At 65.5% G+C, this 25,707-nt stretch carries 23 protein-coding genes; 10 read left to right on the top strand and 13 right to left on the bottom strand.

Annotation, left to right across the window (positions count from 1 at the left end):
• Positions 1-256: 256 nt before the first annotated feature.
• Complete coding sequence (locus GPA_RS06210; RefSeq protein ID WP_015539319.1) at positions 257-718, top strand: class I SAM-dependent methyltransferase; 462 nt, start codon at positions 257-259, stop codon at positions 716-718.
• A 113-nt stretch (positions 719-831) separates the two neighbouring features.
• On the opposite strand, the gene GPA_RS06205 is transcribed toward GPA_RS06210, so the two are convergent.
• Complete coding sequence (locus GPA_RS06205; protein WP_167536608.1) at positions 832-1,761, bottom strand: helix-turn-helix transcriptional regulator; 930 nt, start codon at positions 1,759-1,761, stop codon at positions 832-834.
• Positions 1,762-2,036: 275 nt separating this feature from the next.
• Here GPA_RS06205 and GPA_RS06200 point away from each other — a divergent pair, with 275 nt between their 5' ends.
• From GPA_RS06200 to GPA_RS06180, 5 genes are all read left to right on the top strand, one after another.
• Positions 2,037-2,855: an energy-coupling factor transporter transmembrane component T family protein gene (locus GPA_RS06200; RefSeq protein WP_156791138.1), complete on the top strand. Its 819-nt coding sequence runs from the start codon at positions 2,037-2,039 to the stop codon at positions 2,853-2,855.
• Positions 2,852-4,417, top strand: coding sequence for an ABC transporter ATP-binding protein (locus GPA_RS06195; RefSeq protein ID WP_015539317.1), 1,566 nt, complete (start codon positions 2,852-2,854; stop codon positions 4,415-4,417). The genes GPA_RS06200 and GPA_RS06195 overlap by 4 nt, the downstream gene beginning before the upstream one ends.
• Before the next feature lie 97 nt (positions 4,418-4,514).
• A complete protein-coding gene (locus GPA_RS06190; protein WP_015539316.1) occupies positions 4,515-5,123 on the top strand; it encodes an MptD family putative ECF transporter S component in 609 nt (202 codons plus the stop codon).
• 155 nt (positions 5,124-5,278) lie between these two features.
• Positions 5,279-7,129, top strand: a complete 1,851-nt coding sequence (locus GPA_RS06185; RefSeq protein WP_049784036.1) for an ABC transporter ATP-binding protein — start codon at positions 5,279-5,281, stop codon at positions 7,127-7,129.
• The gene (locus GPA_RS06180) at positions 7,119-8,852 is read left to right on the top strand and encodes an ABC transporter ATP-binding protein (RefSeq protein WP_015539314.1); all 1,734 of its coding nucleotides are present in this window, start codon (positions 7,119-7,121) and stop codon (positions 8,850-8,852) included. Before GPA_RS06185 ends, GPA_RS06180 begins: the two co-directional genes overlap by 11 nt.
• A 215-nt stretch (positions 8,853-9,067) precedes the next feature.
• On the opposite strand, the gene GPA_RS06175 is transcribed toward GPA_RS06180, so the two are convergent.
• The 5 genes from GPA_RS06175 to GPA_RS06155 form a co-directional block, all read right to left on the bottom strand.
• The gene (locus tag GPA_RS06175) at positions 9,068-10,063 is read right to left on the bottom strand and encodes a helix-turn-helix transcriptional regulator (protein WP_041239181.1); all 996 of its coding nucleotides are present in this window, start codon (positions 10,061-10,063) and stop codon (positions 9,068-9,070) included.
• On the bottom strand, positions 10,060-11,706 hold the full coding sequence (locus GPA_RS06170; RefSeq protein ID WP_049784035.1) for an ABC transporter ATP-binding protein: 1,647 nt from the start codon (positions 11,704-11,706) through the stop codon (positions 10,060-10,062). Before GPA_RS06170 ends, GPA_RS06175 begins: the two co-directional genes overlap by 4 nt.
• Positions 11,703-12,440, bottom strand: a complete 738-nt coding sequence (locus GPA_RS06165) for an energy-coupling factor transporter transmembrane component T (RefSeq protein ID WP_015539313.1) — start codon at positions 12,438-12,440, stop codon at positions 11,703-11,705. Before GPA_RS06165 ends, GPA_RS06170 begins: the two co-directional genes overlap by 4 nt.
• A 24-nt stretch (positions 12,441-12,464) precedes the next feature.
• A complete protein-coding gene (locus tag GPA_RS06160) occupies positions 12,465-13,085 on the bottom strand; it encodes an MptD family putative ECF transporter S component (RefSeq protein ID WP_015539312.1) in 621 nt (206 codons plus the stop codon).
• A gap of 181 nt (positions 13,086-13,266) precedes the next feature.
• Entirely contained in the window at positions 13,267-14,229 is a 963-nt protein-coding gene (locus GPA_RS06155; protein ID WP_015539311.1) for a helix-turn-helix transcriptional regulator, read from the bottom strand.
• 194 nt (positions 14,230-14,423) lie between these two features.
• On the opposite strand from GPA_RS06155, the gene GPA_RS06150 reads away from it, so the two are divergent.
• From GPA_RS06150 to GPA_RS06140, 4 genes are all read left to right on the top strand, one after another.
• Positions 14,424-15,752, top strand: a complete 1,329-nt coding sequence (locus tag GPA_RS06150; RefSeq protein WP_331429718.1) for an ABC transporter ATP-binding protein — start codon at positions 14,424-14,426, stop codon at positions 15,750-15,752.
• On the top strand, positions 15,694-16,227 hold the full coding sequence (locus tag GPA_RS20500) for an ATP-binding cassette domain-containing protein (protein ID WP_015539309.1): 534 nt from the start codon (positions 15,694-15,696) through the stop codon (positions 16,225-16,227). Before GPA_RS06150 ends, GPA_RS20500 begins: the two co-directional genes overlap by 59 nt.
• Positions 16,224-17,960: an ABC transporter ATP-binding protein gene (locus GPA_RS06145; RefSeq protein WP_015539308.1), complete on the top strand. Its 1,737-nt coding sequence runs from the start codon at positions 16,224-16,226 to the stop codon at positions 17,958-17,960. The genes GPA_RS20500 and GPA_RS06145 overlap by 4 nt, the downstream gene beginning before the upstream one ends.
• Before the next feature lie 65 nt (positions 17,961-18,025).
• Positions 18,026-18,259, top strand: a complete 234-nt coding sequence (locus GPA_RS06140; RefSeq protein ID WP_083809260.1) for a helix-turn-helix domain-containing protein — start codon at positions 18,026-18,028, stop codon at positions 18,257-18,259.
• A 268-nt stretch (positions 18,260-18,527) separates the two neighbouring features.
• On the opposite strand, the gene GPA_RS06135 is transcribed toward GPA_RS06140, so the two are convergent.
• The 7 genes from GPA_RS06135 to GPA_RS06105 all read right to left on the bottom strand — a co-directional run.
• A complete protein-coding gene (locus GPA_RS06135) occupies positions 18,528-19,367 on the bottom strand; it encodes a class I SAM-dependent methyltransferase (protein ID WP_015539306.1) in 840 nt (279 codons plus the stop codon).
• A 97-nt stretch (positions 19,368-19,464) separates the two neighbouring features.
• A complete protein-coding gene (locus GPA_RS06130) occupies positions 19,465-21,321 on the bottom strand; it encodes a heavy metal translocating P-type ATPase (RefSeq protein WP_231847585.1) in 1,857 nt (618 codons plus the stop codon).
• 232 nt (positions 21,322-21,553) lie between these two features.
• Positions 21,554-21,877: a DUF6110 family protein gene (locus GPA_RS19740; protein WP_015539304.1), complete on the bottom strand. Its 324-nt coding sequence runs from the start codon at positions 21,875-21,877 to the stop codon at positions 21,554-21,556.
• 519 nt (positions 21,878-22,396) lie between these two features.
• Positions 22,397-22,756 (bottom strand): hypothetical protein, encoded by a 360-nt coding sequence (locus GPA_RS06120; protein WP_041239180.1) that lies wholly within the window; start codon positions 22,754-22,756, stop codon positions 22,397-22,399.
• 231 nt (positions 22,757-22,987) lie between these two features.
• Entirely contained in the window at positions 22,988-23,371 is a 384-nt protein-coding gene (locus tag GPA_RS06115; RefSeq protein ID WP_015539300.1) for a metal-dependent transcriptional regulator, read from the bottom strand.
• 145 nt (positions 23,372-23,516) lie between these two features.
• The gene (locus GPA_RS06110; RefSeq protein WP_015539299.1) at positions 23,517-24,041 is read right to left on the bottom strand and encodes a hypothetical protein; all 525 of its coding nucleotides are present in this window, start codon (positions 24,039-24,041) and stop codon (positions 23,517-23,519) included.
• The coding region (locus tag GPA_RS06105) for a relaxase/mobilization nuclease domain-containing protein (RefSeq protein WP_231847584.1) at positions 24,038-25,707 on the bottom strand (1,670 nt) is incomplete at its 5' end. The genes GPA_RS06105 and GPA_RS06110, both read right to left, overlap by 4 nt.

The following is a 25,707-nucleotide window of genomic DNA, read 5'->3' as shown; positions in this document are numbered from 1 at the left end:
CGCCATCCCGGCCCAGGCCGGGCTTTTTTCGGCAAGTCGTATTGAACATTGCTCAATGAAAGGAGCGGAAGATGACCACGGAAAACGAGAAGGCGCGCGAGGCGAAGAGGCGCTCCAAGGATGCCTTCGACGGCCAGGCGGCCACGTACGACGAGGACATGCACGGCGCCCACGCGAGGGCCCTCTACCCCCATGTGGCCGGGGAGGTGGCGCGCGCTGTCGAAGGCAACCCGGCCCCGCGCCTGCTCGATCTGGGATGCGGGACGGGGCCCTCTCCGACCTGGTCCTCGGCAAGATCCCCGGCGCATCCCTCACGTGCTTCGACCTCTCGCCCAATATGCTCGACGCCGCGCGAGCGCGCCTCGGGGGGTCGGCGGAGCTCGTGCTCGGCGACGCGGAGGGACTCCCCTTCCAGGACTGCTCGTTCGACGCCGTGTGGTGCAACGACTCCTTCCACCACTACCCGGACCCGGAGCGCGCCGCTTTCCAGGCATGGCGGGTCCTGAAGGCGGGCGGCGCCCTGGTGGTCGGGGACGTCTGGCAGCCGGCGCCGGCGAGGGCCGTCATGAACGCCTGGCTGCCCCATTCGGCCGAGGGGGACGTTCGCATCTACTCGGAAAGGGAGATGAGGGAGATCCTGGGGAAGTGGTTCGACGGCGTGAGCTGGCGGCGGGTGGGACCGACCGCGTGCCTCGCCGTCGCCCGAAAGGGACGGTGAGAGGACGTTTGCACGGTAGGCGCTCTGAAAGACATGCGCGGTCTTAAGCGGCGACCTTTCGCCTCCGATCTCGTCGGCGGATCCTGCGCCGTGCCGCATGCGCAAGCTCCGTCCTACCTGTTCTGGTTGAGCATGCGGTAGCGGTTCGGGGTCACGCCGAAGCGCTCCTTGAACGCTTCCGAAAAGCTGCCCTGCCGCGAGAATCCGACGCTGGCCGACACCGCGGCGATCGGCTCGTCGGTGCCGGCCAGCAGCTCGCAGGCGCGTTCCATGCGGCGATCGCGCACCCAGCCCATGGGGGTGGTGCCCTCCGCGTCGCGAAACAGACTTGCGAGCTTGCTCGGGCTCGTGCACGCGACGCGGCACAGGTCCTCGAGCTCGATGGGGTCCTCCAGATGCTCCCGAGCGAAGGCGCAGGCGAGGTTGAACGATGTCCGGTCGACCGCTCGCATCTGGGGCGCGCCGCCCCGCTCGCTCTTCTCGTGCCAGCTGACGACGAGTGCGCAGGCCTCCATCACCTTGCAGCGGTAATACGCCTCGGCGACGGTGCGCGAAGGCTTTGCCGCCTTGACCTCATCGAACAGACGCGACAGCTCGGGTACTCGGTGCGCGCCGTCGAGGCGCGCGATCGCCGCTGTGAGCAAGACCGGGTCGGCGCCGATGGCGCGCGCCATCCGGGTGGCGCCTTCGGGAAGGAGGGAGATGCTCGCGACGGTGAGGCGCTCTCCGGGCGGCACGACCTCGCGGCACATGCCCGCTCGCCATGCGTAGCCGAGCAGCGTGCCCGTTTCCCACCCGTCCTCGATTCCGAGAAGCGGCGTGAAGTACGGGATCATGCTGCGCCCGTAGCTGCCGAAGCAGAAGAAGTTCGGCACGACGGCGCCGAACGACACGGCTTCGGAGAACAGGAGGTCGAACACGGCGATCGCAGCCGTGTCGTCTATCGCGAGACACCAGTATGACCCGCGCCCGTATGCGGGATCGACCGTCCAAGCCCGCCCGCATTCGCGTCCCCCGCCGCCTTCCTCTTCAATGCCATGCATATCCGATATCTGGGGGAGAAAGATCGATTCAATTCCGCATTTGGAGTCCGTCGCGGCTTTTCGCCCGGCCTGGCCCCGATTATCAGACATCGTTTCGCTGCGCACGTTCCGCACCCTCCGCTTCCGGCGGCGTCTCCCGTCGTTTCGGCATGATCGACCTGTTTTCGGCTGGATCGTCGAAATGGCGCTTGAAAAGCCGGGAAAGCCTCACGATCGTTAATATGTTATCCATGGCTAATTCTAGTGGGGAGATCATCAGGGCGCAAGGGAGCGGCATGCCGGCAGAATCGGAAGGCCGTCGCAGCTCGCTGCTCTCTTCAGCGTCGGAAGGACGGAAGCGTGGCAGCATCTGTGTCGTGCATGAGGAGATGGCGAACGTGAAGGGCGCACTGTCGCCGCGAAGGCTTGACCCGCGCGTTTCTCTTGCCGTCCTCGTACTCATCAACGCCACGGCGTTCGCGCCGCGGCTCGTTGTCGGGCAGATCGCGATGGTGGCGCTTTGCGCCGCGGTGACGGTGTGGTGCGGGCGCGTCGCGTCGGCGGCGAAGTGGTGCGCCGCCTATGTCGTTGTCATGGCAGCAGGGTATGCGTTTCTTTTGTTCCCGAACAGCGTCGCCGCATCGTTCGCGACGATGATAGTTATGGTTCGCTGCGTGTTCTGCGTTGGTATGTTTGCCTCCACAATGATCGCGACGACGCGCGCGGGCGAACTCGCCTGTGCGCTCCAGCGCGCGCATCTGCCCCGTCACGGAATCATCGCGGTTTGCACCGCGCTGCGCTTTTTCCCGACGATGGCGGGCGAGTTCCGTGCGGTTGCCGAGGCTCTGCGAGTGCGCGGCATGGCAATTACGCCGAAATCTGTCGTCACGCAGCCGGTGAGAACCATGGAGAACCTACTTGTGCCCGTCATGAGCAGGCTGTCGATCGTCGCAGACGAGCTGTCGAACGCCGCGATCGTGCGCGGCATGGACTCGGCTCGGCCGCGCACGTCGTATTACGACTTGCGCCTGCGGGCGGCAGACATCGTCTTTTTGGGGCTATTCGCGACGGCGGCGACGGCCCTTCTTCTCTCGAAGCTCGGGGTGATCGCATGAGCTCGAACAGCGTCGCCATCGAGTTTCGGGGGGCCGGATTCTCCTACGCGGCCGCCAAGGGAGCTGCGTCGGCGCACGGGGTGTCTTTCGCGCAGCGCGAGGGCGAATGCGTTGTCGTGACGGGGCCGTCAGGCTGCGGCAAGACGACGCTTGCCCGCATGGTGAACGGGCTTATACCCGCCGTGTATGCCGGCACGACGGAAGGCGGAGTGTACGTATTCGGCCGTGCTGTCGCGGATTGGGAGATGGACGACCTGTCGTGTGCGGTGGGCAGCGTGTTCCAAAACCCCCGCAGCCAGTTCTTCAATCTCGACACCACTTCCGAGATCGCCTTCGGCTGCGAGAACATGGGCGTACCCCGCGACGAGATCGCCCGCCGCATCGCGTCGGCGACGCGCGCTTTGGGCGTAGAACATCTGCTCGAACGCGACATCCGGGCGCTCTCAGGAGGCGAGAAGCAGCTCGTCGCCGTCGCCTCGGTCCACGCCATGGAGCCCTCCGCGTTCGTGCTCGACGAACCCACCGCCGCGCTCGACGTGCGCGCGATGATGCGTCTACGCGAAGCGGTCTCGCGGCTCAAGGCGACGGGAAAGACGGTCATCGTCGCCGAGCACCGTCTGTGGTGGCTGCGGGGGGTGGCGGACCGCGTCGTGCTCATGCGTGATGGAACGATCGTGGAGGAGATGACCTCCGAGGAGTTCACGCTAATGCCCGCAGAGGAGCGCAGGAGGCTTGGGCTGCGCGCGTGGGATATCAGGCAGGTAGAGCCGTGCGCAACGGGCGCGGCATGCGAAGGTTCGGGCGATTCCGCACGGCGCGTCCCGGCGCTCGTCGTGCGCGGTCTTGAAGCCCGCTACGGCAGGAGAGGACGCCTCGTCGTGGACGGCTGCGATTTCGATGCGGAAGCCGGACGCGCGGTGGCGCTTGTCGGGCGGAACGGGGCCGGCAAGACGACATTTGCACGTTGCCTTGCGGGCCTCCATGCGGAGACGGCGGGCGAGATTCTCATCGAAGGCGAGGCGCTCGACCCCCGCAAGCGCGCGGGCCGCGTGTTCCTCGGCATGCAGGAGAGCGGCTACCAGCTGTTCAGCGACACAGTGGAAGGCGAGCTTCGCCTCGCGCTTCAGGCACGGCGCGTGCGCGAGGCGCCGGACACGAAGGAAGGGGCGGCCGAGGGCTCCTTGGAATCGGAATCAGCCCTCATTGAAGCTGCGCTCGAGCGTTTCGGCCTCGAGGAGCTGCGCGGTCGGCACCCGCTCTCCCTCTCGGGCGGACAGCGTCAGCGGCTCGCCATTGCCGCAGGGTCGCTGCAGGGGTCGCGCGTACTCGTGCTCGACGAGCCGACGAGCGGTCTCGACCTCGCGAACATGGAGCGCATCGCTGCCGAGATCGACCGGCTCAAGGAGGCAGGGCGCTGCATCGTCGTCATCACGCACGACTTCGAGTTCGCGTGCGCCACGTGCGAGGAGATCGCTCATTTCGAAAACGGCCGCATCGCGGAGCGCTTCGACCTCACTCCGTCGACCGCGCCCCGCGCCCGAGTCCTGTTCGGGTTCGACTGACCGCGCAGCGCGGACGCTCTTCGTCGCGCAGCGGGAGACGTTTTCCGCTGCGCCGCCCCCATCGGTATCAACTGCCTCACGAAAGGAGACGTTTCACATGGTAACGGCGGCATCGGCCCAAGGGAGCGCAAAGCTTCAGGGCAAGGACTTTATCTTCATCGCGATCTTCGGGCTTCTGCTCTTCATCGTGTTCTTCGTCTTCGCGATGGTCCTCGGAATGAATGCGAACACGTTCTGGTTCACGCACGCCATCGGCGCGATTCCGGGCGGCATCGTGTGGATGTACCTTGCCGCGCGCGTACCGAAGCCGGGTGCGACGGCCATCATGTCGATCATCGTGGCAATCGTGGGCCTGCTGCTCGGCATGCTCTGGACGGGTCCTGCGGGCATCGTCGTGGGCGGCGCGCTGGCGGAGATCGTCATGGCGGCGGGCAAGAGGTCGAAGGTGGCGGTCATCGCGGCGTTCGCGGTGTGGACGCTGTGCTTCTGGCTCGGACAGGAGTCGATGGTGTTTCTCGCAGGCGGTTCCTACGTCGACATGGTGGTCCAGTCGGGCATGAGCCGCGAATACGGGGAAACGCTTGTCGGGTTCATGCAGAGCCCCCTCATTGTCGTGGCGGGCGTTCTGTGCGTCATCGGCCCCATCATCGGCGGCATTCTCGGATCGAAAGTATTCAGCAAGCATTTTGCCCGCATCGCCGCGTAGCGGACGCTTTTTCTCAAGCCGTCGCCTCCTTTTCGGAGCGGCGGCTTTCTTTTTTTGCTAAATCGTTCGCATGCATTGTTAAAGGAGGATATTTCCGGTGAATCGTTATATTGTTTCATATGGATAACATTCATCGAGGCACTGGAAGAGGTAGCATGGAAGGGATACGAGGACGGAGCGCGCCCGCGGCGCGCCGGCGCAGCCCCATCATGAGGCTGCTCGGTTTCTCGGGCGGCTACGGAAAGTTCACAATCGTCGGATGTGTGCTGTCGGGCGTAAACGCGCTTTGCTCCATCGCGACGCTCGTGTGCGTGTGGTTCGTTCTGCGGGACCTAATCGCGGCGGCTCCGGACTGGTCGGCGGTTCCAGGCGTGGCGGGCTACGGCGTCGCGGCGCTCGCATTCGCCCTCGCCGGTCTCGCCATTTATTTCGCGGCGCTTATGTGCACGCACATCGCGGCGTTTCGCACGGCGACGAACATGCGCGCAGCGGCGCTCGAACATCTCTCACGTGCGCCGCTCGGATACTTCGACACGCACGCCACAGGCGAGCTGCGCCGAGTCATCGAGGGCGCGACCGGTCTCACCGAGGGTGTGCTCGCGCATCGTTTCCCCGACTTCGTGGGTGCGCTTGCCGCGCCCGTAGCGTATCTCGTCGTTATGTTCGCAATCGACTGGGTGATGGGGCTGCTGTGCCTCGTGCCCATCATCGTGTCCGCCGCGTGCATGCTCTGGATGATGGCCGGCGGCGGAGACGACGAGAACACGAGCATGATGACGTTCATGAAGAACTACCAAGATGCGCTCGACCGCATGAACAAGGGGGCGGTCGAGTACGTGCGCGGAATCCCCGTCGTGAAGGTGTTTCAGCAGACGGTGCGCTCGTTTTCCACTTTCCGGGAGTCGATACGCGCCTACCGCGAGTTCGCAAGCGCTTACGTGCGCCTCTGCACGCCGCCGCAGGTGGCGCAGCTCGTGGCGATCAACGGCACGTTCGCCATGCTCGTACCGGCGGGCATCCTGATTGCGCGGAATACGGGGGATTTCCCGGCGTTTCTCTCCGACTTCCTGTTCTACGTCGTGTTTTCCGCGCTTACAACCATGATGATGACGAAGGTGATGTACGCCTCGCAGGCGCTCACCGAAGCCCAGGACGCCGTCATGCGCATCGAGCGCATCCTCGACGCGCCCGTCATGGCAGATGCCGACCCTGTGCAGGCCGCCGTGCCGGCAGACGACTCGATCGAGTTCGACCATGTAACGTTCTCCTACCCCGGCGCCGATGCTCCGGCGCTTTCGGACGTGAACCTGCGCGTGCCGGCAGGCGCCACCGTGGCGCTCGTCGGACCGAGCGGGGGCGGCAAGACAACGGCAGCTAGCCTCGTGCCGCGGTTTTGGGACCCATGCGAAGGCGCCGTCCGCATCGGCGGCGTCGACGTGCGCAACATCCCGCTTTCCGACCTCATGGACCGGGTCGCGTTTGTGTTCCAAAACGACCGGCTGTTCAAACGGAGCCTCGCCGACAACATCCGCGCCGCCCGCCCCGACGCGACACAATCAGAAGTGGAGGCGGCTGCGCGCGCCGCTCAATGCGACGACATCATCGCCAAGTTCCCCGACGGACTTGACACGGTAGTGGGCGCACGCGGCGTTTACCTTTCAGGCGGAGAGCGCCAACGCATCGCGCTCGCGCGCGCGATCCTCAAAGACGCGCCTATCGTCGTGCTCGATGAGGCGACCGCCTTCGCCGACCCGGAAAACGAGGCGCTCATCCAAAAGGCGCTCGCCACGCTCGCAAGGGGCAAGACGGTGCTCATGATCGCGCATCGGCTCACAACCGTGATGGACGCCGACGCGATCTGCGTTCTCGACGAAGGGAGAGTCGCTGAACAGGGCACGCATGCCGAACTCGCGAAGGCGGGCGGCCTCTATGCGAGGATGTGGGATGACTACCGCACGAGCGTTTCGTGGCGGATCGCCGGAAAGGGGGCCGATCATGTTGCGTAGGACGCTCGGGCTCACCGATCGGGGCTGGCGTACGTTCAAGCGCGGCGTGCTCTCCTGCGCGATCGCGAACCTCGTGCTTATGGCCCCGATGTGCATCCTGCTCCTTCTCGTACGCGATCTCATGGCGCATCTTGAGTTCGGAGCGCCTTTGCCGGCGCTGGCGCCGTATCTCGCAGCGGTCCTCCTCGTGCTGGCCCTCGTCGCTGTCACGCAGCTACTCGAATACAAGAGCACATACGGCCCCGTCTACGAGGAAAGCGCCCGCAAACGCGAAGGCATCGCCGAGCACCTGAGGATGCTCCCGCTGTCGTTCTTCGGCAAGCGCGATCTGTCCGACCTCACGAACACCATCATGAAGGACTGCGCCGACCAGGAGCGGCTGTTCATGCATGTAGTGCCCCAGCTGTTCGGCACGGGCATATCGAGTGCCATCGTCGTCGTCGGCGCAATCGCCTTCGATTGGCGCTTGGGCATCGCAGCGTTCTGGCCGCTGCCAGTCGCGACGGCGATCATGGCGGCGGCTAGCAGATCTACCCGCCGAAAAGTCGAAGAGAAGGAGGTGCGACGTCTCGAGATGGTCGAAAGCGTGCAGGAATACCTCGACTGCGTGCGAGAAATCCGCGCGACGAATCGGTCGAGCGTATTTCTCGCCGACCTGCGCGAGAAGCTCTTCGGGTTCGAGCGGGCGCAGGTGGCATCAGAGCTCGCCACGGGCGCGATGATCTCGTCCGGCCAGGCGTTCCTCAAGCTCGGCATCGCCACGACCGTTCTCGGGGGGGCGGCGCTCCTCTTGTCGGGCGACGTGGACTTCCTCATCTATTTCGCGTTCCTTCTCGTCGTCACGCGCGTTTACGACCCCATCAACGTCGTGCTCCAATCGAGCGTTGAGCTCATGGAGATGCGCCACTCCATCCGTCGCACGAACTCACTCGCCGAGGAACGCCCCATGACGGGCTCGAGCGACTTCTGCCCGATCGGTCATGATGTCGCGTTCGAAGACGTGTCGTTTTCCTATGGCGGCACGGACGAGCCAGTGCTTGCGCACGTGACGTTCACGGCGAAGGAGGACGAGGTCACGGCTCTCGTCGGGCCGTCCGGCTCCGGCAAGTCGACCTGCGCGAAGCTCGCGTGCCGTTTTTGGGATCCGGATGCGGGGCGCGTGACCGTGGGCGGCGTAGACGCGGCGGGAATAGACCCCGAGGCCCTGCTCGCCGACTTCTCGGTGGTGTTCCAGGACGTGGCCCTTTTCGACGAGACGGTCATGGACAACATCCGAATCGGAAGAGAGGGGGCGTCCGACGAGGAGGTCTTCGCCGCCGCACGGGCGGCCAACTGCGACAGCTTCGTCTCGCGCCTGCCCCAGGGTTACGCCACGCGGATCGGAGAGAATGGCGCGCGGCTCTCTGGCGGAGAGCGTCAGCGCATTTCGATCGCGCGGGCGCTCTTGAAGGATGCGCCGGTAGTGCTCCTCGACGAGGCGACTGCCTCCCTCGACGTGGAAAACGAGACCGAGGTGCAAGACGCGCTTGGCCGCCTGCTCGCGGGCAAGACCGTCATCGTCATCGCTCACCGCATGCGCACCGTCATGGCGGCCGACCACGTGGTCGTGCTCGACGGAGGCAGGGTCGCCGAGCAGGGCGCCCCTGCCGACCTCATGGCAAAAGACGGCATCTTCGCCCGTATGGTACGCCTGCAGACCGAGAACGCGAGGTGGGCGCTATGAGAGCTCGAGGCGTCCGCCGGTAGGCATCCATACGCGATGCGACAGAAGCTCCTTGCGAGGGGCTCTGTTGCGGCGTTCAAGACGATCCGCGGCATACCATCGAGAAGGGCGGTTCCATCACGGTCTCTTTGCGGTCTGGAAAGCGCGATCGGTAATCGAATTCGGTCCGGTATGAGAAACGCTGCGCCTATATTCAGATGCGGCTCGGAAGCCCTCTATGCTGTTGGATTGATTCGTCCATGCCCCCGTTCGCCGTCCCGATGCAGTGCCCGGTGCTCCGATGGCGAGTGCGAAAAGGCCGATGCGAAGGCGGCGGAGAACTTGCTCGGGTTGCGGTACCCGACCGAAAGCGCGATCCGAGCGACGCTCTCCCCCGTGGTCTCGAGCAAGCGCGCGGCGCACTCGAGACGGCACTGGCGCCGGTACGCCATGGGCGAGATCCCAAACGCCCGGACGAACCGCTCCTTGAAGGACGAGACGCTCATGTCGGCCGCGTTCGCCGCGTCGCGCAGCGTCACGGCGCTTTCGAGATCGGACTCCAGGAGCCTCATGCTGCGCTCGAGCGACTCGATTGTGCTCCTTCGCTGGTAGCTCTCGGCGTGCGGGGCGAAGCTCGGCGTCGCGTCGACGAGGGCGACGAGTTCGAGGGCCTTGAGCCGCAGCCGCGCGAGAGGTGCCCGTTCGTCGACGTCCCAGAACGACCCGAGGAGCGCGCGCATGGAGGGGTCGGGGTCGCAGACCGTGCATCCGTCCTCGCCCGTGAGCCGGCGAGCGAGCCCGTCGAGGTCGACTGTTCTTCCGTGAAGGGCGCGCTCGAGCGACGCCGCCCCGACCGACCGGTCGATCCTGAGCGTAAGGCCCGTGTACAGCGGCGAGGGGAACGCCATGACGCGCTTGAGGACGCGCTCGTCGTGGAAGGCGAGCTCGCCTTCGTTGAGGCGGATCGCCCGCCCGTTTGCGGCATCGAGCTCGAACCGCCCGCGCCGGCACCAGTCGATCTGGAGCTCGCAGGGCTCTCTGTCGTCCCATTCGGCGGTTCCCCGGGGAATGCTGTTAAACATGAGGGACACGCCGTCGAACAGCTCGAACGCATCGATGATGCCCACGACGCCGTCTCGCATGCGCAAGTGGTAGCGTACGGACGCGCCGTCCGCTTCGACGGCGCGCAGCTTGTCGGCGTTTCGCTTGGCGAGGATGTCAAGCACGGTCACGAAAGTGTCCTTTCCGCTTGCTGGGGCGAGGAGGCAGGGCGCCCTTCCATTGCCGGGCTCTGGCCGGCGCGCTCGCGCGCGAGAAAGAGGCTGGCGAGCCTGCCGACAGTCTCCTCGCAGAGCGGGAACACGTCCGCAACGCGCCCGCCCTCCATCGCCGCAACATGCGTGCAGCACGAGAGCACGAGCTCCGGATCGTGCGTGATGACGATCTGCGCGGCGCCACGGTCGCGCACGTGGCGAATGGTTTCGGCAACCTGGCGCATGTGGGAAAGGTCGAGGCCGCTTGTGGGCTCGTCGTAGACTATGAGGGGGCGGTCGGTGGCGAGCGCCTGTGCGATCGCGACACGCTGGCGCTGCCCACCCGACAGCGAGAGGGGATGGGCCTGCGCGAGCTCGTCGAGATCGAGGTCGCGCAGGATATCGAGCGCGCGCTGCTCGCGGCCGTCGCCCATCATGCCGAGCAGCACCTCGTCGAGCACGCTTTCCGCGAACAGCTGGTGGTTCACGTCCTGCATGACCATGAAGCATCGGCGCTGTCGGCTGCGCCTTTTCAGGAGCGCGCCGTCGATCTTCACCAGGCCGCCGCATCGGTTGAGGCCGCAGACGGCTTCGGCGAAGGTGGACTTGCCGGCGCCGCATGGACCGATAAGCGCGGTGACGCTTGTCCGAGGCAGCTCGAGCGACGGCACGTCGAGGGCGCGCGCGAATATGCCGTTTTTCCGGTATTCCGCTGTCAGGTTCTCAAAGCGGATAGGGGGCGTTTCGGGCTCCGGCAACTTGCGCGGCGTCTGATCGGCGGACGCGTCGCCGGGGCGGCGCAGAACGGAGCTCGCGCACCTCGCGCTCTCGGGGAACCGGAGCGCGTCGGCGACGCTGCGCGCCCGCAGACCGAGCCGCACGCGCTCGGCGTCGTCGAGACGTGCGAACTCCTCGCCGCTCCACCGATGCGCGACGCATCCTTCGTCAAGGTAGATTACCTGGTCGGCAAGGCCGTCGAGGTAGTGTATGCGGTGTTCGGCGACAAGCACCGCCGTCCCCTGCTCCTTCCAGCGCGCGATCGCCGCGCGAAGCCGGGCGATCGTTTCGAAGTCGAGGTTGGACGACGGCTCGTCGAGCACGATGAGCCTGGGCGATGTCGCCGCGGCGCTCGCGCACGCCACGCGTTGCTTCTGCCCGCCCGAGAGAACGAAGAGGCTTGCGTCGAGCAAAGGCTCGAGGTCGAACGCGCGTGATGCGGCGAACACTCGCTGCTCGATATCGGCGGGATCGAACCCCAGGTTCTCGCACCCGAACGCGACCTCGCCGCGGACGTCGACGTTGTAGAATTGGCTTTTCGGGTTCTGGAACACGCTTCCGACGAGGCGCGCGGTTTCCCAGAGCTCCGCATGCGTCACGTCGAGCCCGCACACGCGCACGGCGCCGGTTCCGGTTCCCTCGTAGAAATGCGGGGCGAGCCCGTTCGCGAGGCGCGTGACGGTGGTCTTGCCGCAGCCGGAGCGCCCGCACAGAAGCGCGACCTCCCCGGCGCGAAGAGAAAGGGAGATGCCAGCGACGCCTGCGCCGCTGCGCCCGCCCGCATAGGAGAACGACACGTCGTCCATGAGGAGCGCGGGCTCGCCCCTGCGAGCGCCGCCGCTCACGCGATCGCTCCGGGAAGTACAAGGCTTGCCGCGAGCGCCGCCGTCGCGGCGATCGACACGGCGAGCGCCGCGACATCCGCCACCCCGAACCCGATGGAGCAGACATTCGTCCTCTTCGCAGGCCCGCCGAGCCCGCGGGCGAGAGCGGCAGCGGACAGGTCCTCGCCGATCGACACCGCGCAGCTCATGAGCGGGACGAGGGCACACTCGAGGAAGGCGGTGCCGTTGCGCAGAGGGGAGATGCCTCGCATGCGCATGGCAGCGCCGATCGCGCGCGCCTCCTCGCCGAGGGTGGGAAAGAAACGGAACAGCACGGAAAGCGGGATGGTGATCCAGTCCGGCATGCGTATGCGGGCCATCGCGGCCATGAACTCGGACACCGTCGTTGTGGCGAATACGAAGTACGCGAGCGCAAGCGTGGGCACGAAGCGCGACACCACGGTCGCGCTCGCCATGACGACCGCGTTCGCGACGCCCGTGAGCACGGGGACGGCGAAGACGGCGAGCGCGTAGGTGCCAAGGTACGCCGCAAGCATGAGCGCGGCGGCGCGCACGCGGCCCGACACCGCGAGCAGAGCGAACGGGAACAGGAGCATCGCCGTGCGCACCGCGAACATCGCCGGCCCGTTGCCGCCGAGCAGAAGCACCGTCGAGACGGCGAACAGCAGCACGATCTTCGTGCGCGGATCGAGCCTCACCGTGCGCTCGCCAGCGCCTGATTGCAAAAACTCCATGGACAACCCGCCCCTTCCGAGGAACTACGCGATTCCCGCACGCTTGAAGTGCTTCTTCAGGACGGCACGCCCGATGAAGCCGCCGATGATGCCCGTGACGAAACAGGCGACGAGCAGCACCGGGTACATCTCCGGCTGCAGGTAGGTCATGAGCTCGTCGACGTAGGCGTCGCCGTACTGCGCGCGGACGGTGGGCAGGTACGCGTCTGCGGTGACGAGGAACGGCAGGAAGTTGCCGATGATCCAGCAGCTGAACACGCCGTGAGACAGGACTGCGCGTGACGAGGAGGCGTACCCGCCCGACTTCCAGATAAGGTCGGCGACGAGCCCGCAGATAAGGCCGGTGGCGATGGAGAAGTACCCCATGCCTGTGATAAACATGATGATGCCGGTAAGCAGCCCCAGGATCGTGACCATACCGAACTTCCGGGCGCGCGTGAGGAAGAGCATGTAGGGGATGCCGGCGACAAGAGGGATGATGCCGCAGATCGCCGCCATGAGGATGGGAACGAACCCGAGGCACGCCACTGCGAACACGACGACGAAGTAGATCGCCGTGAAGATGCCGATGTTGATGAGGTCCTTGCCGGCGAGCCTGCCGCCCGCCTTCGCGGTGACGGGGGATGCGGTGTCTCTGCTTGCCATGTCGGGTCCTTTCCCGCAGAGCGCCTCAGGCGCCTGCGCATTCCGTCTAAATAGTTAGCTTTATGAAACTATGCGCCATTGTGACGGAACCAAGAAGGCGCGCAACTCCGAGCGGCCGGGCATGCTCCGAAAAGCCGCGCCTCTTTCGGACGGTCCCGCCCGCGTGGTGGACAATGCGCCCCTACACGGCGTCTTGCCGCCACTGTGCGGGGGAACATCCGAACTCGCGACGGAACGCCTCGTCGAACGAGGACGATCGCGCATACCCCACCGCGCGCGCCACGTCGGCGATATGCGCGCCCCCGGCGGAGAGGAGCCGGCAGGCGGCGTCCATGCGCTCCTTCCTGAGGGTTTCCGCGACGCCCGACCCTCGCACGCGCCTGAACGCCTCGCAGAGCCGCGAGCGGCTCACGAACAGCTCGCCCGCGATGGACTCCGCGGTGAGCCGCTCAGAGAGGCGCGCCGACATAACCGCCTCGGCCTGTTCGACGAGCTCTCGGTCCTCCCGCCTGGCCTTCGGGGCGGCGGGGCCGGGGCGCATGGAGAGGGCGGCTATCGCCTCGAGCGCCTTGGCGTGGAAGTACGCCGCCGCGCCGGGGAGCGCCGCACGAGCGGGGGTGAACGACCTGAGGACGGAGAGCATCTCCGCAGGGGCGCTCGCGGGGTCGAACGACCGCATCGCCTCGTCCACGTCGTCGAAGTCGCCGGGGAAGGCCTTTCGAAGCCGGTCGAGGCATTCCGGGGTGTAGGTTATGCTCGTCGACTCGTAGAGCGCCCCCGCCTGCAGAGCGCAGCGCGTCACTCCCCCCGCCTGGGAGAACGCCGCGAGGTTCTCGCGTTCCGAGGGGGGGCGGGGAGGGCGCTCCGGAAGCGAGAGGAGCGTCGCGCGCGACCCCGAGAAGATGCAGGAGAAGTCGGTCGGTCGCTCCTCGAGGACGAGGGGGGATCCCAGCCGGAGGGAATGCACGGCGACGAGGCAGTCGTCTCCGATGGGGGCTGCCCATAGGAAGCCCTCGCCGACCTCCTTCGGCACCGTTCCGTACACTCCGCAGCGCAGCGGCTCCATCGTCATCGACAGCTGCTCTATCTGGGGCTCGATGAAGGTGCGCAGGGCATCGGGCACCATCTTGCCGAGATCGCCCATTCCCGCCGTCCGCCTCCTTCCGTTGTTTCGCGTTCGTCGCGGTTCGTTTCGAGAGCGTCGCCGCTTTCCCTCCGTGCCGGATCGCGGCTGCTCTCCATAGTAAGTTACCTAAATCTAACAATCAAGCGCGGTCGATGGACGACGGGATCCGTTTCCGGAGATCGCGCACGCAAGCAAGCGATACGGAGGTGTCCATGGAGAAAGACGTTTCTCCCAAGAAGAGAGGGGCTGTGGCGAGACTGCTCGACTTCGCAGGGCCGCGCAAGGCCCTTACGTACCTGGGCTGCGCCCTGTCCGCCGCCTCGATGCTGGCGGGCTTCGGCCCGTACGTGTGCATCTGGCTGGTGGCGCGCGACCTGATCGCGGCGGCGCCTGACTGGAGCGCTGCGACAGGGATCGCCGCGTACGGGTGGTGGGCGCTCGCGTTCGGCGCGCTCAGCATCGCCCTGTATTTCGCCGGTCTCATGTGCACGCACCTGGCGGCGTTCCGTTGCGCGTCGAACATGCGCAAGCGCGCCGTCGAGCGCCTGATGCACGCGTCGCTCGGGTACTTCGACTCGCACGCGTCGGGGGCGCTCAGGCGCGTGGTCGACGGGTGCGCGGCGGAGACGGAGGGGCTTCTCGCGCACAAGCTGCCCGACACGGCGGGGTCGATCGCCATGGTCGTTGGCATGCTCGCGCTGTTCTTCGCGTTCGACTGGCGGCTGGGCCTTGCCTGCCTCGCTCCGGTAGTCCTCTCGGTATGCTGCATGGCCCGCATGATGAGCGGACGCGGCATGGAGTTCATGTCCAGGTACATGGAGTCGCTCGTCAAAATGAACAAGGCGGGGACCGAGTACGTGCGCGGGATCCCCGTCGTGAAGGTGTTCCAGCAGACCGTCTACTCGTTCAAGGCCTTCCACGACGCGATAAGGGAGTTCACCGTACTGGCGCAGGACTACGCTATCAAGTGGTGCCAGGTGCCTCAGTCGCTCTCCCTCACCTTCATCAACGGCGTGGCGTTGTTCCTGGTGCCGACCGCCATCCTGCTGGCTCCCGGCGAGGGGGATTTCGGATCGTTTTTGGCAAACTTCGCGTTCTATGCCATCTTCTCGGCGGTCATCCCTACCGCGATGACGCGCGTGATGTTCATGTCCGAGGCCGCGCAATCGGCCGCCGACGCCATTACCCGCGTCGAGGACGTCCTTGCAGCTCCCGTGATCTCCGCGCCCGAGCACCCCAAGGCACCGGACGGCAACTCCGTCGTGTTCGACGATGTGAGCTTCGCCTACGAGGGGACGGACGCGCCCGCGCTCTCCCACGTGAGCTTCGAGGTGCCGGCGGGCGCGACCGTGGCGCTCGTGGGCCCCTCGGGCGGCGGCAAGACCACGGCGGCAAGCCTGGTGCCCCGGTTCTGGGACGCCGACGGCGGGCGCGTGCTTGTGGGCGGGGTGGACGTGCGCGAGATGGACCCCGCACGACCTCATGGACCGGGTGGCGTTCGTGTTTCAGGCGAACCGGCTGTTCAAGCAGACGATTCTTGAGAACGTCCGCGCCGCGCGGCCCGATGCGACGCGCGGGGAGGTCATGGCGGCGCTGCGCGCGGCGCAGTGCGACGACGTCGTGGCCAAGCTTCCGAACGGCGTGGACACCCCGTACGGCGCCTGCGGAGCGCACCTTTCCGGCGGCGAGGTGCAGCGCCTCATGCTGGCGCGGGCCATCCTGAAGGACGCCGACGTGGTGGTGCTCGACGAGGCGACGGCCTTCGCCGATCCCGAGAACGAGGCACTCATCCAGAAGGCGTTCGCCGAGCTGGCGCGGGGGCGCACGGTGCTCATGATCGCCCACCGCCTGTCCACGGTGCGCAACGCCGACCGCATCGTCGTCCTGGACGAAGGGCGCGTCGCCGAGCAGGGGACCCACGACGAGCTGCTGGCCGCAGGGGGCCTGTACGCGCGCATGTGGTCCGACTACCAGAAGGCGGCCGATTGGAAGATTACGTCTGCGGAGGTGGCATGATGTCGATCAGGGAGAAGTACGGACTCACCGACGAGGGCGTGCGCAATGTCAAACTGGGCGCGGCGTGGACCGCGGTGTCCAACATCGCGGTGTTCGGCGGTGTGGGAATCATCTTCATGGCGATGGGCGCGTTCGCCGACCATCTCGTGGGCGGCGCGCCGCTGCCGGACGTCATCCCATATCTGGCGGGCCTCACCGCGTTCATCGCCGCGCTGTTCGTCACCGAGTACTTCGCCTACTACTACCAGTACGGCGTCATCTACAAGGAGAGCGGCCGGCAGCGCATCGGCCTTGCCGAGCGCCTGCGCAAACTGCCGCAGTCGTTCTTCGGTCGGCGCGACCTGGCCGACCTCACCAAGACCATCATGGGCGACGTCAAGACCATCGAGCATGCCTACAGCCATGTGCTGCCGGAGCTCTATGGCGCCTACATCGTGCTGGGCGTCGCGGCGGTCTGCCTGCTGGCGATGGACTGGAGGCTCGCCGTCGCGGCGCTGTGGAGCGCGCCGGTGGCGCTGGCGCTGCTGTTCGCGTCCCGCAGGTTCCTCGCCCCTCTGATGAAGGCGACGCGCATGAAGGCACTCGCGGTCTCCGAGGACATCCAGGAGGCGCTCGAGTGCGTGCGCGAGGTGCGGGCTACCAACCAGGAGGAGCGCTACCTCGACGGCATCCGGGCGGACATCGACGCGGCAGAGGCCCAGGCTGTGAAAAGCGAGCTGGCGACCGGCGTCTGCGTGAACGGCGCCCAGGTGGTGCTCAGGCTGGGCATCGCCACCACGATCCTCGCGGGAGCCGCGCTCATCCTGGACGGCTCGTGCAGCTTCATGACGCTGTTCTGCTTCCTTCTGGTCGTGTCGCGCATCTACGCCCCGTTCGACCAGTGCCTCATGCTCATCGCCGAGCTGTTCGCCGCGAAGACCGCGAGCGCGCGCATGAGGAGCTTCTACGAGGAGCCCCTCGCCCAGGGCTCGCAGGAATATACGCCCGCCGGCCACGACGTGGTCTTCGAGGGCGTGTCCTTCTCGTACGGCGGCGGCGAGAAGGTGCTCGACGGCGTGAGCTTCACGGCGAAGGAGGGCGAGGTTACGGCGCTCGTGGGACCCTCCGGATCGGGCAAGTCCACCTGCGCGCGGCTGGCAGCGCGCCTGTGGGACGCCGAGGACGGGCATGTGAGAGTGGGCGGCGTCGACGTTTCCTCAGTCGATCCGGAGGTGCTGCTGCGCGACTTCTCAGTGGTGTTCCAAGACGTGGTGCTCTTCGATGACACCGTTGCGGGCAATATCCGCCTGGGGCGCCGCGGCGCGAGCGACGAGGAGGTGCTCGCCGCAGCGCGTGCTGCGAACTGCGACGAGTTCGTGCGACGCATGCCCGAGGGCTATGACACCTTGATCGGCGAGAACGGCGCACGGCTCTCGGGGGGCGAGCGCCAGCGCATCTCCATCGCGCGCGCCCTCCTGAAGGATGCACCTATCGTGCTCCTCGACGAGGCGACGGCGAGCTTGGACGTGGAGAACGAGACGCGCGTGCAGGATGCCCTCTCGCGCCTTCTGGCGGGCAAGACCGTCGTCGTGATCGCGCACCGCATGCGCACGGTGGAGGCGGCCGACAAGGTGGTGGTGCTCGAAGGCGGACGCGTGGTCGAGCAGGGTGCGCCTTCGGACCTCATGGCGCGCGAAGGGCTCTTCGCGCGCATGGTGGGCCTTCAGCGCCAGAGCGCCGAATGGGCGCTTTAGGAAGGAGGGGCGCCCTCTCGCCGACGCGGAGCGCCCCTAGCGCTCCGATGGCGCACGGGAGGACGGTGGATCACATAGACCTTATAGCCGCCAGGATGGAACAGGCGCGCTTCGAGCGAGGCATTCCCGTCGCTGAGCTTGCCCGCCGCGTGGGGGTCGACCGCAAGAGGCTCGGGCGCATCCTCAACGGCGAGCGCGCCATGAGAGCCGACGAGTTCGTGAGGCTGTGCGAAGAGTTGAAGCTGGGACTGGAGAGATTCGATCCCATCCGCAACGCAGCGTCTCGAGTGATTGGCTAATCGAGGCGACCAACTCCGTCGGTCCCGAGAACGAGTATCCGATAACGAAGGGGATCCGCGAGCCCGTGCGGGGCAAGACGTTTGGAACCAACATTCACCGCGTGAGCACGGTGTCCGACGCCGTCCAGGTCATCGACATGAGTTTTAGTGCATCACGCAGCGCGGATCGCATGATTCTATCATGCGGGAAGGCGGAGTCTACCGGCACTTCATCCGAATGCGCGAAGAGATTGCCTGCTGGAAGCCGGAGGGGCTCAAACGCCGAAGCCTAGCGACGGAGCACGCCATCTCGACCGGGGGCCGAAGAGCCCGGGTCGAGATGGACCATCTTCACCATCGAAAGGAAGTCAGACAGGGCCATGCTCGCCCTCGTTGACGCGGCGAGCCCTGCACGGGGCACGGATTCGTAGTACTTCCCTTCGGCCACCAGGCCGGCTCCGACCTGCTCGGCGAGCCGCGCGGCCGAGCCGACGCAGAAACCCATCCTCGCCTCCCCGTGACCGACCTGCCGCATGTATTTGGCCCTCATCATCGCCAGGCCCGTCCTGCTCACGGCGTCGAAGGCGACCTCGACGTCCCCGTAGTCCCGCAGCGTCTTTAGCAGCCGGACGACGTCCCCTTCCTCGAAGTAGTGAAAAAGGCCCGCGGCGGTGACGAGGATCGGCGAGTCGGGCTCCCTGAGGCGGACGAGCTCGATCCATTCGCGCGAGAACGCATCCGCCCCGATGCACTCCTCACGCGAACACTCTGGGATTAGGGCCCTCCGGTATTCGATGACTGCCGGGAGGTCAACGGCGTACCACCTTACCCCGTCGGCTCCCGAGCGCTGGGCGGCCGTCTCCAGCCCGCACCCGAGCTGGACCACGGCGCCCTCCGGATTGCGCGCCAGGTACCCCTCCACGATCCGGTCCATGTTCGCCGAGCGCGCCGCCGAGGCGATGAGCGTGTACTGGGTCTGGCGGCCCCTCTCCGCGATATCGCGGGGGATTCTATCTTTGAGCGAGAGGGCGGCGTCGTCGCGCAGGATGTTCGGGAACCGCTCGCTGGCGTAGATCCTCCCGAGCAGCGGCACGAACAGCGTATCCTCCACGATCCCCATGTTCTGCATGAGCGCATCCTTTCGGCGACCTCGCGTTTCCGAGGCGCTTCCGCGCCGCACTCCAAACAGCGGCTCCTCGGTCTCTCCGGATTCTCCGTTTTCCGCATCAGGGAAGACGGTAGGGGGCGGCGTTGCGCATGCTCATCGCGACGGTGGTTCCGTTATGCAGGAGCGAAGACATCTGGGGAGACAAAGCTCCCGCGATCCCCGCCGCAAGCAGCGCGCTGTTGGCGGCCATGACGAACGCGAACGAGCCGCCCATGCGGTCCATGAGTGCCATGGAGAGCTTGCGCAAAGCAACGATCGAAGAGAGGTCGTCGGAAACGAGCGTTATGCCCGCCACTTCGCGAGCGATCGCCGACCCTTCGCCCATCGCAATGCCCACGTTCGCCTCGGAAAGCGCAGGCGAGTCGTTCACCCCGTCGCCCACCATCACGATCGAAGCGCCCTCCTCGCGCAAGGCTCGCACGAAAGCGTGCTTGTCTTCGGGAAGGAGGTTCGCATGGAATTCGGAGACGCCCGCCTGCCTCGCGATGCATTCGGCCGTCTTCTCGTTGTCCCCGGTGAGCATGATGATGCGCCCGAACCCGAGGCTTCGCAGATCCCGAAGCACCGTCGGGACGTTCGGCTTTATCGGGTCCTCGATGCCTATTACGCCCACAAGCTCGCCGTCGACCGCCAGATAGAGGGGAGAGAGGCCCTCCGTCTCCCTCGAAATGCGCTCCCTTTTCTCTTCCTCGATCAGCACGCCCTCGTCTTCCACCACGAAATGCTCTGACCCGATGACGACCCGCTTCCCCTCGAGGGACGACGCGATGCCGTGGGCGACGATGTACTCCACTTCGGAGTGCTTCTCCCGATGCTTGAGGTTCCTCGCCTCCGCCGCCCGAACGACGGCGCGCGCCACGGGATGAGGGAAATGCTCCTCAAGGCACGCTGAGAGCCTCAGCACCTCGCGGCGGCTCCAGTCGCCGAACGCGATGACGCGCGTCACTTCCGGCGTCGCCTCGGTGAGCGTGCCCGTCTTGTCGAAGACGATGGTATCGGCTTCGGCCATCGCCTCGAAATGACGCGAACCCTTGACCGTGAATCCCTGCTTGGCGCTTTGGGTCAGAGCGGAGAGCACCGCGATAGAGCTTGCAAGCTTGAGCGCGCACGAATAGTCGACCATGAGGGCCGCAGACGCCTTCGTCAAGCTGCGCGTGGAAAGGGCGACGAGCCCAGCGAGCAGGAAATTCCAGGGCACGATGCCGTCTGCAAGCCTCTCCATGTGCGAATACGACTCCGCTTTGCACCGTTCCGACTGCTCGACGAGGGAGACGATGGAGCGCAGCTTCGTCGAGGACGCGCCCGACTTCACCCGGACGAAAATCTCCCCTTCTTCGACGGCGGTGCCGGCGAACACGTCATCGCCCTCCGAACGCCGCACCGCGAGAGGCTCGCCCGTGAGCGCCGCCTGGTTCACCGATGCGCACCCTTTCTCGACCACGCCGTCCACGCACACAGGCATGCCGGTGCGCACGACGATGAGGTCCCCTTCGACAAGCGAGGCCGTCTCCACCCGCTCCTCCTCCGAACCGCGCACGAGCTGCGCCGTCTCGGGGATATCGAGCAAGGAATATATGAGCGCGCACTCGCTGCGGGCCCGAGTGTATTCTTCGAGCCTCTCGCCGAAATCGAGAAGGAACATGGTCTGGCCGGCCGTTTTGGGATCGCGCTGCAGCAGAGACACGCCGATGGCCGCCGCGTCGAGCACGGGCACGTCGAGACGCGCGCGTGCGAGCGAGCGCAATGCGGCGCGCAGAAAGGGCAGGTAGCGCAGGAGCGCAACCACCGCCCGGATCGGCGCGGGGAGAAACCAGCGACGCGCGAGATACGACCCTGCGAGCACGGCAAGGTCGGTAACCAAGGAGCTCGCACGCGCGCCCATCTCCGTGCCGCATTCGACCCTCGCCCGCTCCATAACCTGCCCGTCGATCGCGGAAACATGCCTGAGCGTCCGGGCGCGGCCTTCTGCTCCGCCGCTATAGCTTATGGCGACGCTTCCGATCTTCGGATACACCACGACTTTCTCGACGCAGGCCTCCGCGCTCAGCGCGCGCGTGAGAACGGAGACGTCCGAAGGACGTACGCTTCCATCGAGCAGAATGCGAACGCGCCCGGGCACCTCGTGCTCGATTGTATGAAGCATCGCATTACTTCTTCGCCGTCGCCAAGGCAGAGGACTGGGCCTCTTCCGATTCCTCGCAGGCTACCGTTTCTTCGTCTGGCGTATCAGGCGCAACGTCCGATACGCCAGATGCAGGCTCGTTGGCATAGCGAGCTTCGGCAATAATATCGCTTGCCTGGGCTCGCGCCTGCTCGACGATGCCTTCATAGCACGATTTGGCCTGCAGCCCCTTGGCGATGCCTTGAACGTATACCCTTCGCGCTGCCTGACTGGTCAGTGCCTTGAGCCCGACGCTCCCGACAAGAAAACCCGCTCCGACAAGAAGACCGTACTTCGTCTGGCTTTTCATAGATGCAAGACCACCTTTCTCGACGTCCGAGCACGTAAAACGAGACCCGTGCATTTTTGAAAAAAGTTATCTTATGTTTACATTTTATAAGATAATGACTCCGGGTCAGGAAGTCAACCGTATCGTACTTTCCAAGGTTCTACCTTGTACGCCAAAAGCAGGAGAGGAGGCGACAGGCGTGAAGATGCACAAGATATGGGCGTGGGCTGGGATGATCTGCGCGGTTATGGCCTTCTACACTGGCTACAAGCACAAATAGTTAGGCGCAGGTATATCTTACGACGTTCAAGCGATAGGCTTCAGGAAGGTTCTGGGGCCTATCGCTTGCGACGAACAGCCAGACGAGGAGAGCTGCCATCGCCCGGTTAAGCATGTTTTCAGCGTCCATTCGTGGGACGGGCTTTCGAACATTAGTTATCTAAGGCTAATCACCTTGACGAAACGAAGCGACTCTTAATTAGTTAGTTACAGCTAATAATTTCTTCACGTCTTCAAAACAATCTCGAAAACAAGCCCTTTCTATCCAGCCAAAGCCGAATCCTCACGGCCGGCTGCAGCGCAAAACCGCCCCTTCCCGGACTCTTCGAACGCATGGGAGGGAACGGCAGGGAATCCCGTCTGCCTCCTGGACCACACGGCCTCCTTTCCATGCCGAAGCCCCTGCGCCTTTCCACCCGCCACCCGCCAAAGCAGGTCCCGTTCGAACGGAGACAGGGCAGCAAATCCGCGATCGAAAATGACGAGGCGGATGCGGCGCGTTCTGACAAGAGTGTCGAACGCGAGCGGAAATTGGTCTTCATCCAAACCGAAGGCGCTCTGCAGATCGCCGTACGAATACGTTCTGCCCTCCTGGAGCAGAGCTCTCACCCCGACAACCATCGGCATCTCCTTGAATAAAGTTTACTATAGTTAACTTTATGAATCATATCACAAGGAAACTGGGCAAGCTACTGTTATCAGACAGGCAGCATATTTCCCGGCCAACGTCCCTCGGCGACCATCTGACAGGAATATCGCCCAGGGGCCCCGATGCTTCGCCTGTATCGGTGCCCCTGGGATCCTGTTTAAACTGCTGCTGTTTCCACGGACCAATCACAGCGGTCGTCGAGGCTATTCGAGTCCGAGGGACGCGATATAGGACCTCCATTTTTCGAAAGACTCGTCGCTTATGGCATGTTCCATAAGGCAAGCCTCCTTGTCGGCACGGTCCTCTGGTATGCCGAGGGCCTGCGTGAAGAAGAAGAACAGCATGCGATGCCGGTCGAGGACCGTGCGGCCGTAACGCGAACCCTCTTCGGTAAGCGTGATGTCTCCGTAGTAGGGTTGTTCGACGAGGCCCTTGTCCTTAAGAAGGCCGATTGCCTTGTTCACAGAGGCCTTAGAGACCCCTAGCTTATTCGCAACGTCGACCGATCGGACTGATGAGCCAACAGCGCCGCCGAGCATGACGATCGCCTCGAGATAGTCCTCATGGGATTTCGACATCTTGTCCATAAGAGGGGTTCCTTCCCCGCGCGTGGCTCGTACCCGGGCAGCCTGATGGGCTCCCCGTCGCCACCTTAACACACATTCCAACCCGAAGGCGAAGGGAAAAGAGCAGTGCCAAACTATCACATTTTTCCCAGGAGTAATCAAGGCGCTAGAAACGGGGCTCCTCCGTGAAACCTTGCCGCTCGTTCGCTAGCAGTGCGCTGAAGCAGGAGGCGGGAACGCCTATGGACTCGGGTGCGATCGGTTCGCCCCCGTCGGATATCCCAACGAGGAAAGCGTAAGCGGAGAGGGCGCCCGGCGCGACCTCCTCGGCGCATTCGCGCGCCCAGGAAAGCGCAGAGGCGTCCACCAAATCCCCCGCGACCCTGATGAGCACCGTCTCACCGTCAACGGTCAGGCGGTTGATTCTTTCCAGATCATCCGCATCCGCGACCAGGAAGCTCCACCCGTCCCGTCTGCGAGCCACAGGAAGCCCCGTCGGTCCCGGCTCCTCGCGGTAGGCCTCTGCCGCCTCGTGATAGTAGGAGCGCAGCCAAATGCCGTCTCCTGCGACATCCGAGAGGTCGAGCGTGTAGTTGGCGAGGAGATTTCCTCTCTGCGGCACCGCGTCGACGTGGTGGTCGGTGTCGAAGACGTCGATGCGGCCTCCTGAGTAGTACGCCTTCAGGATCATCTCTGCTTTCCCCTCTCCTGCCTTTCCGGCGTCCGCGGCGTTTCCGCGGAGCCGATCCCGCGCGACCCCCGGTTCCCCGCAACCCTTCCAAGACAGGATTTCGAAGGTTTGGCCCCGAGCCGGGGCTCGGGGCGCTGCTCGGGGAGCATCCCGATACGGCGTGCGTACGCTGCGAGCTCGGCGCCGCGTGCGTCCATCGCCAGACGATCGAGATCGGCGACGCACGTCGCCCTCGACGACTCGACGAGCGCCACGGCTTCGGAAAGAGTCCTAAGCTCCTCGAGGTTCCCCAACTCTACGGCGCTTCGGGCGGCTGCGGCTATTGCTCTCTCCCCGGCGTCCGCTATTCTGCGGAAGCCTCCTGTTCGAAGGACGGGCTCCAACCTCTCCCGGCTGTAGGACAGCCCCAGGCGCTCTCCACTCACCCTGCGTGACGGCCGGTCGGCAAACGCGTACACCCAGTCTCGCCTCGGCGCGTGGGGGGAGTTCTCCGACACCGTGACGCCCAACGCTCCGAGGAGGCTCCTGAACTCCGTCTCGCTCCTCGCCACCGAGCGCGCCACCCTCACCCTGGCCCGTATGTCGGCAACCCACGAGTACTCCCCGCGGTCGGAGAGCTCCTTTTCGGCGCGCCCGACATTTTCTTCGCGGCGCGTACTGGCGGCGGGCCTCGGACGCCGGCGCTCCGCCCGGGCGGCGACGCTTGAGCGCGGGACCGCCTCCAGCGGCGACATGCCTAGGCTTTCGGCTGCCCCCTGCAAGGACCTTGCGAGCGCCTTCGGGTCCGGGTCCTGTAGCCTGCGGCCCGTCTCGAGGTTGGTGTTGTTGACGACGACGTGGGCGTGCGGGATGCCTCCTGCATTGTCGTCGTGGTAGACGATGGCGACCTCGTGGTCCGGGAAACACTTCCTCGCCCATCCGGTCGCGAGGGCGCGCAGCCCGTCGAGCGAGATGCGGTCCTTGGGATCCGGGGAGACAACGTAGTGCTTGTAGGTGCGGGCTCGCCGCCCCCGCCATGCGGAGTCGTTGCCGTACAGGCGCCGGATCCTGTCCATCGCCTCGGCCCAGTCGAACGGCCTCCCCGGCGCTGGAGGCTCGAGGTTGATGTAGTCCTCGGCGAGCGCGCGGCCCTCCTTCGTCAGGTACCGCCTGATCCCCTTGGCCGAGGTGTGCCCCGATATCGTCTTGAGCATGGGCACGCCCGTCACCTCCCCAGCCCGGCGAGGACGCTTCCGGAGAGCTCCGCCACCGCTCGCCTCAGCGACTCGACCCCGGGCTGCATTTCGGCAAAGCTTGCGCTCGGCGCGTGACAGCTCCTCGACCACCTCCGCAGTCTCCATGTCGTTCGCCCTCAGATAGTACGCGATGGCGTTGAGGGCGTGGACCGCCTGGTTGTAGTGGTGCCCCCAACGCGTCATTTCGCGGGATAGCCGCGCCGCCGTCGTGCGGTCGACCACAACGAGCCTCGCCCCGCCTCGCACCTCCTCCGCAGGCAGCTGCAGGAGGACTCGGATGAGGTCGGAGACCGTCATGCCGAGTCCGCGGGCGAGACCTTTAGCGGACTCCATTTCCCGGTCGGACATACGCACATGGAGCTGTTTCGGGTGCCTTTCCATCTTCCGGCTCGCCTCCTCGGACTTCGAAATCGGGGGCGGGCCGACGCCCG

Source organism: Gordonibacter pamelaeae 7-10-1-b (assembly GCF_000210055.1).
GTDB classification, from domain to species: Bacteria; Actinomycetota; Coriobacteriia; order Coriobacteriales; family Eggerthellaceae; genus Gordonibacter; species Gordonibacter pamelaeae.
This window is presented reverse-complemented; position numbering and strand designations above follow the sequence as displayed.